This is a genomic window from Persicimonas caeni (assembly GCF_006517175.1).
Classification (GTDB): Bacteria; Myxococcota_A; Bradymonadia; order Bradymonadales; family Bradymonadaceae; genus Persicimonas; species Persicimonas caeni.
Map to the genome: position 1 here is coordinate 6,540,239 of NZ_CP041186.1, position 14,529 is coordinate 6,554,767.

General features: G+C 63.5%; 10 protein-coding genes. 4 read left to right on the plus strand and 6 right to left on the minus strand.

What is annotated here, in order from left to right; genetic code table 11:
- Nucleotides 1–38: 38 nt before the first annotated feature.
- From FIV42_RS24255 to FIV42_RS24265, 3 genes are all read right to left on the minus strand, one after another.
- Complete coding sequence (locus FIV42_RS24255; protein ID WP_141200196.1) at nt 39–656, minus strand: hypothetical protein; 618 nt, start codon at nt 654–656, stop codon at nt 39–41.
- A 129-nt stretch (nt 657–785) separates the two neighbouring features.
- Nucleotides 786–1,412, minus strand: coding sequence for a recombination-associated protein RdgC (rdgC, locus tag FIV42_RS24260; protein WP_141200197.1), 627 nt, complete (start codon nt 1,410–1,412; stop codon nt 786–788).
- A 91-nt stretch (nt 1,413–1,503) separates the two neighbouring features.
- The gene (locus tag FIV42_RS24265; protein WP_141200198.1) at nt 1,504–2,583 is read right to left on the minus strand and encodes a potassium channel family protein; all 1,080 of its coding nucleotides are present in this window, start codon (nt 2,581–2,583) and stop codon (nt 1,504–1,506) included.
- Nucleotides 2,584–2,772: 189 nt separating this feature from the next.
- Between FIV42_RS24265 and FIV42_RS24270 the strand changes: the two genes are divergently transcribed.
- Entirely contained in the window at nt 2,773–3,930 is a 1,158-nt protein-coding gene (locus FIV42_RS24270; protein WP_141200199.1) for an acyl-CoA dehydrogenase family protein, read from the plus strand.
- A gap of 491 nt (nt 3,931–4,421) precedes the next feature.
- Nucleotides 4,422–6,566 carry a hypothetical protein gene (locus tag FIV42_RS24275; RefSeq protein WP_141200200.1) on the plus strand — a complete coding sequence of 715 codons (2,145 nt, stop codon included), beginning with the start codon at nt 4,422–4,424 and terminating at the stop codon, nt 6,564–6,566.
- Nucleotides 6,567–6,788: 222 nt separating this feature from the next.
- Here the strand turns inward: FIV42_RS24275 and gcvPB are convergent, their stop codons facing one another.
- Complete coding sequence (gene gcvPB / locus FIV42_RS24280) at nt 6,789–8,309, minus strand: aminomethyl-transferring glycine dehydrogenase subunit GcvPB (protein ID WP_141201397.1); 1,521 nt, start codon at nt 8,307–8,309, stop codon at nt 6,789–6,791.
- 350 nt (nt 8,310–8,659) lie between these two features.
- On the opposite strand from gcvPB, the gene FIV42_RS24285 reads away from it, so the two are divergent.
- Complete coding sequence (locus FIV42_RS24285; RefSeq protein ID WP_141200201.1) at nt 8,660–9,511, plus strand: ParA family protein; 852 nt, start codon at nt 8,660–8,662, stop codon at nt 9,509–9,511.
- A gap of 179 nt (nt 9,512–9,690) precedes the next feature.
- Nucleotides 9,691–11,073, plus strand: coding sequence for a hypothetical protein (locus tag FIV42_RS24290; RefSeq protein WP_141200202.1), 1,383 nt, complete (start codon nt 9,691–9,693; stop codon nt 11,071–11,073).
- Between the two features lie 91 nt (nt 11,074–11,164).
- Here the strand turns inward: FIV42_RS24290 and FIV42_RS24295 are convergent, their stop codons facing one another.
- Entirely contained in the window at nt 11,165–12,151 is a 987-nt protein-coding gene (locus FIV42_RS24295; protein WP_141200203.1) for a type I phosphomannose isomerase catalytic subunit, read from the minus strand.
- A complete protein-coding gene (locus FIV42_RS24300; RefSeq protein WP_141200204.1) occupies nt 12,151–14,517 on the minus strand; it encodes a hypothetical protein in 2,367 nt (788 codons plus the stop codon). Before FIV42_RS24300 ends, FIV42_RS24295 begins: the two co-directional genes overlap by 1 nt.
- Nucleotides 14,518–14,529: the final 12 nt, after the last annotated feature.

Genomic DNA, 14,529 nt, shown 5'->3' on the forward strand with positions numbered 1-14,529 from the left:
GGAGGAGGGCGCACGCGGCGCCCTCCGACAGGTGATGCCTACTCGGCCGGGGCCGTCTCGGCTTCACGTTTGACTGGCGCACCGGGGATGTCCAGCGGCTGGTCGAGCTCCTGCTCGCTCGGATAGTGATCCGGGTTGAGCAGCTCCTCGGTGTGCACCCATTTCTGAATCGCAGGAAGCATCACACTATTCCATGCCTGCGACAGGCGAATCCCGAGGAACTCTTTGTAGAGCTCGTCGAGGATCTCTTCGAGCTCTTCGACGAGGTACATGCGCTCGTAGAACTGCTCCTCTTCTTCCTTGCTCAGAAGCGACGGGATCTTGACGCTGGTCAGCCCCAGGGTCTCCGCCTTGATCTTGAAGGTCCACTCGCGGCCCTCCTTGACGACGCGCAGCTTCGCAGCCTGCACGCGCTTTCCTTCCTGCAGCGCGGTCTTCGCCTCCGGCGAATACGCCGGCGCGCCGCCGCGGAACATGTTGCGCTCGGTCTCGGCCAGGTAGGCCTCCAGCGTGAGCTGGTCGTCGAAGGAGACCTCGACGCGGTCGTGGTTCGGGATGTCGAACAGCCCGTCGAGGCACTCGGCTTTGAACCAAAGCCACATCAAAAATTCGCTGCCGAGAAACGTCCGGCTATTAATCAGATCGATCAGGTCCATGCTGTATCCACTTGGGTCTCGAGTCGGGGAGTTCACCACGGGGAGCACAGGGGGCACGGAGAAAGGCGTTCGAGAGGCTGTTCCCCGTGGCCCCCGTGTGTCCTGTGGTGATTCCGTCGTTTTCCTTAGTTACTGAGGCTTGCGGCCGACGAAATTCGACGGCTCGACGGCCTGCAGGACTTCGACTTCTTCGGGCTCGAGGCCCAGCTCGACGGCGTTGATGTACGGGTTGGCCGGCAAGAGCTTGAGGCCGAAGGTGTCTTCGAAGAAGCCCTGGAACAGTTCGCACATCTTGTTCGAGTGGCTCCAAAAGCGCACCCGACCGGCGTTGATGTCCCAGCTCATGTCGACGATGCGCATGCGCGGGAGTTGCTGTTCCTTGAGACGGCGTTTGACCATCTCCTTGAGGTCGTTCTTCTCGAATTTGGACAGCTTCTTCTTTTCATTCTCGCGCATGTACTCGCGCGTGGCTTCGGCGAGGTGCGCGTTGAGCATCGCCCCGGGGACCACGTAGCGGTCCTGGCGCAGGCTCAAGTTGATGAAATGGTTGAAGAGCATGCTGTACAGGTCGAAGTTGGTGTGCAGCGGCCGGTCGATGATGACCCAGCCCATCGACTCCTCATCCTCGTCTTCGGGCTTGAGCGGCTCGAAAGCGTGGTGCTGGACGTTCTGGACAAAGCGGTCTTTCCAATCCGAGGGAAGCTCGCCTTGAACGTAAAATAGCTTGTAGGTCAATGTGCCTGAAATCGCGCCCAATTCTTACTCCTTCCGTGGTTTGTAGTTCGATGAAAAGGGCGAAAGCGTACAGGCGGGAGTGTTAACACGTTTCGCGAGGCGTGTCAGGTTTTTAGAGTTCACCCCGAATCAACGCCTCCAGCGTCTCGATATCGTCGACCAGCGTGAGCACGATGAGCTTGGTGCCGGTGGTGATTTCGTAGTCGGGGCCGGGGTTGAAGATGTACTCGCCGTCTTGCTCGCGGTACACGGCGATGACCAGCGCGTCGGTGTGCTGGCGGATGCGGGTGTCGCGGATGGTCAGGCCGATGAGCGGGCTGTTGTTGGGCACGGGCAGCTCTTCGACGCGCCGGTAGTGCTCGTGGTCCTGCATCATCAGGTCGAGGAAGGTGGTGACCTCGGGGCGGATCGCCTCGGCGGCCATGCGAAGTCCGCCGAGCACGTTGGTGTAGATGACGCTGGTGGCCCCGGCCATCTTGAACTTCTGCTCGGCCTCGGGGTGTTCGCCGCGGGAGACGATGCGCACCTTCTCGTTGAGGCTGCGGGCGGTGATGGTCACGAAGAGGTTGTCGCGGTCGTTGCCCAACGAGGCGATGAGGCCGGTGGCGCGCTCGATGCCGGCGTGCTGGAGCACGTTGTCGTGGGTGGCGTCGCCGACGATATACAAAAACTCCTCGCCGAGCTCCTCGAGCTCTTCGTCGATGCGCCCGCGGCTCCTCTCGATGACCACGCACGGCTGGTTGCTCTGCAGCACCTCGCGCAACACGTGTACGCCGGTCTTGCCGATGCCGCAGATGATCAGGTGATTTTCGAGCTTGTCGATTTCGCGGTCCATTCTCCTCATCCGAATCAGGTCGCGCAGCTCGCCCTCGATGATGAAGGCGGTGAGCGAGGAGACGAAGTACAACATGATGCCCATGCCGGCGATGATCAGCCCGATGGTAAACGCCTCGAGGGACGAATTGCCCTCGACGGGGATCACCTCGCCGTAGCCCACCGTCGTCAGCGTGATGGTGGTCATGTAGGCGCAGTCGAGCAGGGTGTACTCGGGCGGGGCGGCCGACCAGTAGCCGAGCGTGCCCACCACAAAGATGCCGATCAGCAGCCCGCCGGCGCGCAGCAAGCGCGGAAACCCGGTCTTGTCGTATTCGCGAGCCCCAAGGTCGCGCAGGTTTTCGAGAACATCAGACATGGGACGGGCCCAAACAAACTACTTGGAGTGGGCGAAGGTGATTGTGCGTATATCCCAACGGGTTGCCGAATTCAATCGCGGCGGCGTCGGCCGAGACGCTGTGGCGGTTGCCAAGGCACCTCATCTTGTTTAGAATCCCGGGTGGTTAGTGAATACTTACTTAATCGTTCATCCTCAGAGGACGCCGCCATGAGTGACCAGAAGAGATATCCGCAGTTCACCGAAGAGCACGAAATGTTTCGCAAGCAGGTGCGAAACTTCGCCGAGAAGGAACTCGCCCCGCATGCCGACGAGTGGGAAGAGCAGCGCTCGTTTCCGCGCGAGCTCTTCAAGACGATGGGCGACTTGGGCTTCTTGGGCGCCCGGTATCCCGTCGAAGTCGGCGGCGTCGGCGGCGATATCTGGCACACGGCGGTCTTCTGCGAGGAGATGCCGCGCTGCGAGATGGCCGGCCTGACCCTGGCGATGCTCGTCCAGAGCAATATGGCCACTCCGATCATCAACGAGATCGGCACCGACGAGCAAAAAGAGGAGTTTTTGACCCCGGCCATCAAGGGCGAAAAGATCGCCGCGCTCGGCGTCTCGGAGCCGGGCGCGGGCAGCGACGTCGCCGGCATGACCACGGTGGCCAAGAAGGACGGCGACGACTACGTCATCAGCGGCCAAAAGACCTGGATCACCAACGGCACCCAGGCCGACTTCATCACCCTGGCCGCGCGCACCGACCGCGACAACCGCTACGGCGGCATCAGCCTCTTCTTGTTCCCCACCGACACCCCCGGCTTCGAGGTCGGCAAGAAGCTCAAAAAGATCGGCAACCGCACCTCGGACACCGCCGAGCTCTTCTTCGACGAGTGTCGCATCCCCAGCCGCTACCTATTGGGCAACGAGGGCCATGGCTTCTACTACATCATGCAGAACTTCCAGGGCGAGCGCCTCGTGGGCGCCCTGACTGCGGTCGCCGGCGCGCAACTCATGCTCGACAAGACCAAGGAGTACCTCAAGGAGCGCAACGCCTTCGGCAAGAGCTTGATGGGCTTCCAGGTGCTTCGCCACCGCGTGGTCGACTGTGAGACCGAGCTCGAGGCCACCCGTCAACTCACCTACCACGCCGCCGACCTGTTCGAGCGCGGGATTCCCTGTCAGCGCGAGATCTCGATGGCCAAGCTCAAGGGCGGCGACGTGGCGATGGACGTCATCGACAAGTGCCTGCAGATGCACGGCGGTATGGGCTACGTCGAAGAGGGCCCGGTCGCCCGCGCCTGGCGCGACACCCGCCTGATCAGCATCGGCGGCGGCACCTCCGAGATCATGAAGGAGATCATTACGAAGGCTATCGGGCTTTAGTACGACTTGGTCACTTTCGGTGAACCCGCCCTGGAGCGGCCCAGAACCACGATCGCTTCGGCGTCATTCTTCCATGATGCGCACCGGCATCGCTGTCAGAATGCCTTCTCGCGCTCGTGGCCCTGGTCTCGCTCAGGTGCGGGCCACGAAATTGACCAAGTAGTATTAGGCGCGATAGGGGTATAGGAGTTTAGGGGTTTAGGGGTTTCGGGTTGGTTTGGCGCAGGCTTTTGCTTCGAGCAAGGCCTGCGCCATCTGCACTTCTTGGCAGTTTGCACCGAAAACGAGGCGTGGTTGATCATGCGAGGCCAACGGAAGGCAAGCTCGTAGAGCGTAACCCGATTTGATAGCCCCCTGCAAAGCGCTTTTCGCGTAGCTGGGGGATGGCGCCACATTCCTGCAAGGCGCCACATATTGGCAGCACCAAGGAAAAGCTGCTAGAACCTAGGGCATCGCAACGTTTGTCTTCATGATGTCCCAAAGGTGCCAATTTGTACGCACGACGCCTCCCCCTCGCCGCACTTGTTGCCGCGCTTGTCGCAACCTTCGCTGTCGCCTGCTCGGACGACGACTCTCAGACCAACAACCAGACGCTCGGCGACGTCGGGCCTGACTCGCAGACGGACGCCGCAGATACATCGGACGACGCCGATGCGGCCGTCGACTTGGGCACGCGAGTGCGCTTCGACCCGACGTCCGACGACTTCTTCTCGGTGCCGTTTCCGAGCGACACGCGCCGCAAAGAAGACGGCTCGTTCGGGTTCAGCGATTGGGATGGAGCGTATGACAACGGGTTGTTGAAGCTGTGGTTCGACGCCGCTGACGACCTGATGGACGGCTGGGGCCTGGTGAGCGGGGTGTTTGTGCACTTCAGCGAGCCCATCGACCCGTCGACGTTGCCGCAGACGATCGAGGCGTCGACGAGCACCGACGAGGGCTTTCCGAGCGTCTTCTTGATGGACGTCGACCCCGATTCTCCCCAGCAGGGCGAGATGCTGCCCATCGACTGCAAATTCACCGAAGGCGAGGGGACCATCCACGACGCCAACCTGCTCGGCTGCATCTCGCCGTTCGGCGTGGTGCGCCGGCCCAATACGCGCTACGCGTTCGTGGTGACCACCCAGGTGACCGACACCGACGGCGAGCCGCTCGTTCCCGATGCGGCGATGGCCGAGCTGTTGGCTGGTGAGGACGTCGAAGGTGTCAACGGCACCGTGGCGGCTCAGCCGTACATCGACGCTAAGGAGCTTCTGACCGATGCCGGCTTGAGCGACGGTGCGATCGCCTCGATCACGCTCTTCACCACCGGCGACCCGGCCTCTCGACTGGTGCGCATCAACGAGTACTACCGCAACCTGCCCGACCCGCAGTTCGACCCGAGCACGCTCACCTTCGTCGAGGAGCTCGACGACTACGTGGTGCTTCGCGGCACCTACGAAGTGCCCATCATCCAGGCCGGCGAGCGCCCGTATTCGTCGCCGCCCGACGGCAAGATCGTGTTCGATGACTCGGGCGTGCCCGTCGAGCAGGCCAAGGACAGCGTGCCGTTTCTGGTGACCATCCCCAAGACTCCGATGCCCGAGGGCGGCTTTCCGGTGCTCATGTATATGCACGGCTCGGGTGGTGAGATGCAGGAGCTCATCGACCGCGGCGCCAGACCCGACCTCGACACGCCGGCGCCGCACGGCACGGGTCCCGGAGGCGTGGTCGCCCCGTACGGCATCGCCGGCTTTGCGGCCGAGTTCCCGTTCCACGGCACGCGCTTCAGTCCGCCGGACACCACCGGCCTGAAGCTTTACGACCTGTTGAACAACCCGCGCGCGACCGTCGACAACTTCATTGTGTCGGCCAACGAGGTCACCCTGCATGCGCGCCTTCTGGCCAACGTCGAGATCGACCCGTCGGTCGCCAACGACCTGGTCGACACGGGCGACGCCGCCGACGGCAAGATCCGCTTCAACGCCGACTCGTTCACCGCCATGGGTCAGTCGATGGGCTCGACCATCGGCCTGCCGGCGCTGACCGTCAGCGAAGAGATCGACGCCGGCATCCTGTCGGGCTCGGGCGGCACGCTCATCGAGACGGCGCTCGAGTCGATCAAGCCGTTCCGGCTCAAGCCCATCCTCAAGCGCGCGCTCGGCTACCGCAACGACGAGGTCCTCGACCGCTACGACATCGCGCTGAGCGCGGTGCAGCAGACGTGGGACTTCGTCGACCCGGTGGTCCACGCTCGCCACGCCATTCACGAGCCGCATCCGAATACCCCGGCCAAGCATATCCTGCAGCACTCGGGCATCGACGACGGCTACTTCAGCGTCGAGAGCCGCACCGCCTTGTCGGGCGCGCTGGGCATCGACTTCGCCGAGCCGGTCGCCGAGACCGAAGCGCTCGACTTGATGACCCTCATCGCGCCCGACCACGCCCAACCCTTGGCCACACCGGTCAGCGCCAACATCGACGGCACGATGACGGGCGTGGTCGGCATGTACGAGCCGAGCGTGATGGACGGGCACAACGTGGCCTACCAGCGTGACGACGCGAAGGCGCAATATGCGTGCTTTGTGAAGACGGTGGGCGCGGATGGTGCGCCGGAGTTTCGGGCTGTGCAGGACGCACAGCCCGAGACGTGTGAGTAGGACGAAGTGGTCGGACGATCGCCAAGCCGACATCTTCCTCCCCGCTTTGCAGTTAAAAAGTGGGGAGGATCGAGGAGGAGGAAAAAAGGCTTGCGAAAAGCAAAAAGGCCTCTCCCTCGGTCCCTCTCCCTCCCTTCGCTTCGCTACGGGCGGAGAGGGCTGCCTCTCCTCGGTCCTCTCCATCCCTCGGCTACGCCTCGGGCGGAGAGGATGCAGTTGCTCTTACGCACCTGCTTCTGAATCGTTCTGCTCCCTCGCCGCCACCAACTGTTTATAAGTCAGCACAGGCTGGCGCGCCGCGCGCGTCTCGTCGAGGCGCGTGCGGAAGGCGTTGTGCGGGGCGTGCTTGAGCAGTTCGGGGTTCTCGGCGGCCTCGTCGAGGATGGTGCGCACGGTCGTGGCGAACGCGTCGAGCGTGGCTCGAGACTCGGTCTCGGTGGGCTCGACCATCAGCGCGCCGTGGATATTCAGCGGGAAATAGACCGTGGGCGGGTGGAAGCCGTAGTCGATGAGGCGCTTGGCCACGTCGAGGGTCTCGACGCCGCGCTCCTGCAGGGTGTTGTCGTTGAAGACGACCTCGTGCATGCAGGTGCCCTCGAAGCCCACATCGAGCACGTCGTTGAGTTTGACGCGCAGGTAGTTTGCGTTGAGCACGGCGCGCTCGGTGACCTCCTCGAGCTTGTGGCCGTACTCGGACAGGTAGGTGTAGCCGCGCACGTACACCAGGAAGTTGCCCCAGTAGGCCTTGAGCTTGCCGACCGACTGCGGGTGCTCCCAGCTCAGGTAGAATCGCTCGTTCTCGGCGGCGTCGGGATCGTCGTTCTTCGCCACGCGCGGCACGGGCAAAAACGGCTCGAGGTCGTCGCTCACGCAGATGGGGCCGGCGCCCGGACCGCCGCCGCCGTGCGGCGTCGAGAAGGTCTTGTGCACGTTGTAGTGCATCACGTCGACGCCGAAGTCACCCGGGCGGGTCTTGCCTAGGATGGCGTTCATATTCGCGCCGTCCATGTAGACTTTGCCGCCGCCTTCGTGGACGATCTGGCAGATGTCGCCGATGTGGGTCTCGAAGAGCCCCATGGTGCTCGGGTTGGTGATCATCAGGCCGGCGACCGTCTCGTCCATCACCTCGGCGACCGCCTCGGGAAGGAGGCGTCCGTCCTCAGCGCACTTGACCTCGATGACATCGAAGCCGTTGAACGCCGCCGAAGCCGGGTTGGTGCCGTGGGCCGACTCGGGGACGATGATCTTTTTGCGCGCGGTGTCTCCGCGCGACTCGTGGAAGGCGCGGATGCACATCAGTCCGGCGAGCTCGCCCTGGGCGCCGGCGGCCGGCTGCAGCGAGCAGTGGGGCAGGCCGCTGACCTCGGTGAGGATGCCCTGCAGGTTGTAGAGCAACTCGAGCGCGCCCTGGCACCAGGTGTCGGGCATATACGGGTGCAGGCCGGCAAAGCCGGGCAGCCGCGCTACGCCCTCGTTGATCTTGGGGTTGTACTTCATCGTGCACGAGCCCAACGGGTAGAACCCGGTGTCGATGGAGTAGTTCCACTGGCTCATGCGGGTGTAGTGGCGAACGACCTCCGGCTCGCTGACCTCGGGGAGCTCGGCCTTCTCCGAGCGTACCAGCGCGTCGTCCCAGATGTCGGCGGGATCGAGTCGAGGTACGTCCCAGTCGTCGGCGTGGAGGCTAAAGCCGCGCCGCCCAGGTTGGCTGCGCTCGAAGATGAGCGGCTCTTCGAATTTGATGCCGCGCGAGACGTGCTCGCTGGGAGAGGTGGCCGCGTTCTCGACAAACGCAGCGGTTCCGTTGACGGGCTCCAGCTTACCTTGGCTTGCTTTGTTCACAGTCACCCTCGGGCCCTCAAAAGGGGCATTCATCGATGGGGGTACAACGAAGTGGCTGGCGGCTATGTGGGTAACGCGCTTGTCGCGCGCGACACCTCTATATGGAGTTCGCGCCGACTTGGCAACCGTTGAAGGAGTCGAGCTCTTCCAAAGGCTTGGATGCGCCGTGCGGGTGACGCGTTGCGTCATCACGCCAAACACGCTAATTTGCACGTACCTCCCGAGAATTCACGCAGTGCAGGAGCGACGGAATGCGAAACCTGATCACCAACGGCCTCAAGAGACTCGTCAAGACTGAGGAGAAGTACCCGCGCGGCGATCGCCACGCCAAGATTCTGGCAGTGGCCACCGTCAAAGGTGGCGTCGGCAAGACGACCACGGCGGTCAACCTGGCGGCGGGGCTCGCCAAGTTCGAGGGGGCTAAGGTGCTGCTCATCGACTTGGACGCCCAGGGCCACTGCACCACGAGCCTTTCGGCGCGTCTGTCGACGTCCGTGCGCAAAAAGTCGGTCAGTGAGATTCTGTTGAGCGATGATCCTCTCGAGCTGCTCGACGCGCGCACCTCGGCGGGCATCGACAACCTCGACCTCACCCCGGCCGATCCCGGCTTGGCCGAGGCGGAAGGGCGCATCGCTCAAAAGATCGGCAAGGAGTCGTTGCTGCGCGACGCGCTCAAGATCACGCGCACCCACTACGACTACATCGTCATCGATTCGCCCCCCAACAAGGGCAACCTGACGCTCAACGCCCTGGTGGCTGCCGACAAGGTGCTCATCCCCACCGACCTGTCGGCGCTGTCGGTGCAGGGCGCCGACGAGCTCATCGGCACGGTCGTCACCGTCAACGAGCGTCTCGGCCACAACTTGGGCGTCCTCGGCGTGGTGCTCACCCGGGTCGACGGACGCACCCAGTCGATCAACGATCAGATCCTCGGCCAGATCGAAGAGGCTTGGAAGGACCTTCTGCTCGACACCCGCATCGGCATCAACACCGCACTGGCCAAGGCCCAGTTGGAGGGGCAGGCTATTTATGAGTTCGCGCCAGATAGCCGTGGGGCGGAGCATTATGAGGCGTTGGTGCGGGAAGTGGCGCGGAAGTTCTGAATGCGACCCTATCCCCCCAAAGCAACAATTGTTTGAACTCCGGATGCCAATTCATTATAGTGGCTCGCGATATACCAAAACTTTCGTGAGTTTTTAGGCAAATACAGATGAACCAATCACCCAAAAATACCAAGAGGTCGCCTATGGATGTGGGACGATGTAGGAAGGTTGCGCCAAAGATGCCACGTCTGTGGGTCGGACTGGCAGCCTTGTTTGTTTTGATGATCGGCTTGGCCGGTTGTGGCGAGGACGACACCTCCGCGGTCGAGTCGTGCTCCTTCCATAGCGACTGCCCGGTCGGCACCTCGTGCAACTACGAGGGTAAATGCATCGAGGCTGCGTGCTCGAACTGCGAAAACGAGCCGAGCCTCGTCTGCCTGGTCACCGACGAGCACCCCGAGGGTGTTTGCTCGGTCCCCGAGTGCTCGAGCGACGGCGATTGCGCCGAAGGCGAATCCTGCCAGGAAGGCCTGTGCACCGACGGTAGCACGGTCGGCGACTGCCAGAGCGACGCTGACTGCGCTGACGGCGAAAAGTGCAACCTCGCCAACGAGTGCGTCCCCGACGACTCGACCGGCTGCACCACCAGCGACGACTGCGGCGATGGCGAGTACTGCGACCAAGACGCCGGAAGCTGCGCTGTGGGCGACTGCTACGACTCGACCGACTGCGCCGACAGCGAGACCTGCGACACCAACAACACCTGCGTCCCCGACGGCACCGACCCCTGTGGCGGCTGCCCGCAAGGCCAAACCTGCAACACCCAGACGAGCCAGTGTGAAGTCACCGGCACCGAGCCGTGCGGCGGAAGCTGCCCGTCCGGTCAGGTCTGCAACACCCAGACGGACCAGTGCGAGCCCGAGCAGAACTGCGACCCGGCCTGCACCGACGGCCAGATCTGTGACACGACCTCCGGCACCTGCATCGATAATAACTGCCCTCCGGGCACCCCGGAGCCGAGCGATTGCGCGGCCGACCCGGTCTACAACAAGTTCGACGCCGATGGCTGCTTCTGCGCCCAGTGCCTGAGCGACAGCGACTGCGACACCGGCGCCGGCGAGACGTGCAACCCCAACGGTGAGTGCATCGTCTGCAACGAGAGCTGCGACCCGTCGCAGGGTGGCAACGCCTGTAGCGACCCCGGCTTCTACTGCGTGTCGAACTGCTGCATCGAGTGTGTCGGCAACAGCGACTGCCCGCAGGGCGAAGTCTGCGTCGACGGCTCGTGCGGCGCGCCGCCCGACTGCTCGGTCGATCCGTCGGCCTGCACCGGCGGCATGGTCTGCAACCAGTCCACCGGCCAGTGCGAGATGCCGCAGAGCGGAACGTCGTGCTCCTCGGACGCCGACTGCCAGCAAGGCCAGTTCTGCGACCCGAGCACTCAGACCTGCCAGAGCCTCATCGGCGACGGTAGCGGCATGACATGCGACCCGCAGTGCCCCAGTGGCCCTGACGCCTGCATCTTCGGCATGATGTGCACCTGCCCGCAGGATGCGATGCCGTGGGAACAGGTTTGCCCGAGTGGCCAGGTTTGCCTCATCGGCGTGTGCATCGCGCTGTAAGCAACAGGCATGGTGAATGAGAAAAGCCCCGGCTCGGTCGACCGAGCCGGGGCTTTTCTGTGTGAGCTATCGAAAAACTACGAAGCTAAGTCTATAGCAAAGCTGCTCCGCCGAGGCCGGCGACGATGATGTCGGCGCCTCGAGTCCCCTGGAGGCTCACCTCGCCGACGCCCGCCGGAATCACCGCCGTCTCGCCGAACGAAAGCTCGACCGATGCGCCCGGGCCCTCGAGCACAACCGTGCCGCCGGCGGCAAAGACCACCTGCGGTGTTCGTCCGTCGACCTTCCACGAAAGCTCGCGTACGCCGCTCACACGTTCGATGCGATAAGCGGGCACGTCGACGAGCACCGTGACGTCCTCGTTGCTCTCGCTCGTGTGACCGTCGAGCTTGGCGGGCGGGTGGGCGTCGAACTTCGAGACCCGCATCGCCTCCTCGAGATGCAACTCACGAGGCTCTCCGTCCATCCCGGGTCGGTTGTAGTCGTACACTCGGTAGGTGGTGTCGGAGGGTTGCTGGATTTCGAGCAGGGCGACGCCCTTGCAGATGGCGTGGATGGTGCCCGGTGAGACGCGAATGACGTCGCCGGGGGCGACCTCGACGCTACGAAGCACGTCGGCGGCCCGGTTCTCCTCGACCGCCATCCGAAAGTCGCTGGCGGTCGTCGGCTTGTCGAAGCCGTGCAGGATGCAGCCGCCGTCGTCGACGTCGAGGATGATCCAGCATTCGTCTTTGGAGTCGGCGTCGAGCCCGAGCCGCTCGATATCGTCTTCGCCGGGGTGGACCTGCACGCTCAGGTCGTCCTGGGCGTCGAGCACCTTGACCAGAAGGGGAAAGGCGTCACCGACGCCGGCGGTCAGCGCGTCGCCCCAGAGCTCGATGAGCTCGGGCAGCGACTTGCCGGCCAGCGCACCGTTGGTCGCGAACGATTGGCCCTCGGGTAGGTCGGAGACCTCCCACGCCTCGCCGTACGGCGAGGCGTCGGGGAGCTCTTTGCCAAATACATCGGCCAACTTACGACCGCCCCACACCTTCTTTCGAAGGTAGGGGCGCATCTTCACAATATACGGCTCGGTCATTACAGCAGTTGTGTAGGGACTTCTTTATCCTCTTTGGGATTCAGCACGTCCTCGACGGCTTGTTTGATCGCCGGGTCGTCGGAAAGCTCGGCCATCAGCTTCGCTTTCTGAATCTCGTCACGGAATTCTGCCATCTGACCCTCCTGTCGCGCAATGACGCCGAGGTACAAATGTGCCATGGCGGCCACGTCGAAGCGTTTGAAGGAGACGGCGTAGCCGACCGCTTCGGTCAAGACGTCCTTGGCGCGCTCGCCCTGGCCGATCTTGAGCATAAAGCTTCCGAGCGCCAGAAGGTTCTCGGAGGCGCCGCCGAAATCGCCCATGGCGATATTCGACTCCACCGCGCCGCTCAAAACCTGGCGGGCCGACCCGAGGTAGGGTCCCGGCTTTTTGAGGAAGTCGGGGTTGGTATAGAGCGAGGTCATGCGCTCGAAGATCTGGGCAGTCGACGCGAAGTCGTTGAGCTTCATCTCGAGCTGTTGCGCCTCTCGTGCCCGGTCGAAGGCGTCTTGCGGGTTGCCCATGCTCATGTCGGCGAGGAACGCAAAGTACTTCGAGCGCGCTTGGCCGCTGAGGTTATTGGCCTTCTTGTAGAGGCGCTCGGCCTCCAAAAAGGCGACCAGGCCCTGCGTGTAGTCCTCGTTTCGCATCGCCATGAGGCCTTGGTAGAGCCGAGTGGCCGCGACTTGGCTGGCGTCGTCGAGGTCGACGTGGTCGACCAAGAATTCGAGGAGTTCGTCTTGGACCTCCTCGTTGCCCTGCGGGGTGGCCCAGAAGATGCCGGCCACATGCGAGTTCAGATCACCGTCGCAACCTTCGGGGCAGGCCTTCTCGAGCTGGTCGACCACCGCGAGCGCGTCTTCGACGCGGCCGTCAGCCATGAGCATCTCGCCGTACATCGCCACCGCCGCACGCCACGAGGGGCCGGGCTTGTCCTGCTCACGCGCGTCTAAATAGCGCTTGGCGCTGGAGACGGCGCTCGCCGGCAGTTCCAGAAAATCGTACAGGCGCACGCGGGTGCCCAAGGCGTTGAGCCACGCCTCGCGATCGTTTTTGGCTGCAGCGATGGTCTCGTCTTGCAGTACCAGCCACAGTGCCTCGCGGTAGTTGTCCAATGCGCCCCAGCGCATGGCGTACTGGTCGCGGGCGTGCCAGCGAAGTGGGCCCTCGAGCGACGGATCGCGGAGCATCTGGTGCAGCTGGATGAGCGCCTCGCTCGTCTGGCCACGATAGACGAGCATCGCCGCCCACACCGTCGCTGCGAAATTCTGCAGACGGGCTTGGGAGATGTCGTCCACCGGACCCAGATCCACCCCGCCTTCGGGCGGCGCAGCCACCATGCCAGGGCCGCTCGCCGGGCCGACGCCGGTGTAGTTGGCAATCAGGTGCATCTTGCCGTCGATCTCCTTGACGGTGGTGCCGATGACGAGTTGGGGCTTTTCGAGGTGCTCGAGCTTCTCGGACTCGGCGTAAAAGTCGGCCATCGTCGCGTCGAGGGTCTGCTCGACGGTCGCCACGCCCGTCTTCGCCTCGGTGATGCTCTGCAGGTAGTCGCGCATGGCGGCGGCGATCTTTTCCTGCATCGCCGAGTCACCGCCGTTGACCGACGCCACCTGAATGACGCCCTGACGCGGCGCCGCGCCGAAGGTGTGCTCCAAGAAGATCGCCTGCTGGCCCTTTTGAGGCGCGTCGAAGCGCGGGTGCAGCTTGCTGCCGGGCCACAGCGTACACTTGGACGTATCCTCGCCGGCCTTCTGGACCATGCAGACCCCGGTCAGCCGGCGGCTCAACTGCAACTTGGCTGGGTCGACTTTGCCTTTGGGGGCGTCGCCCAAGATCGCGTAGAAGTCGCCGTCACGTACGCCATGGCGCGTGCCGATGGACAGTTCCACGGAGCGAGAGGGCTTTTTCTCCACCTTCGAGATGCGCGCCCGCCCCTTGCCCAGGTTATCGTCGATGGGCTTCGTCTCCCAATTGACTTCGAGACCGTTCGGGTCGGCGTCGGGGAGTTCGTACGACAGGTGAACCAGCCCCACGCCGCCGTCGTAAGTCTTGACCAGCCGTCCTGTGACGAGGGCAGGGCGGGCGAGGTCGCGAAGCGGCCACTCGCCGCTATAGCGCCCCAAAAAGGGCGTGCCCGGTTGGACGTCGTCGCTCATGCCGACCACGTAGACAAACCCGTCGCTTGCCGTGCGCAGCACCGCCGAGGGCGCTTCTTGGTTCAGATCCTTCGGTGGGCTCTCGGGCAGGGCGGTTTCGGCGGGCCAGACGTCGGCGCGCTGATTGCCTCCGGTGCTACAAGCGCTCGAGACCAGGGCGGTGAGCAACAATACAAAGAAAATCGACAGCGTTGAGCGGTGCGTCATTGAGGCTCCGTG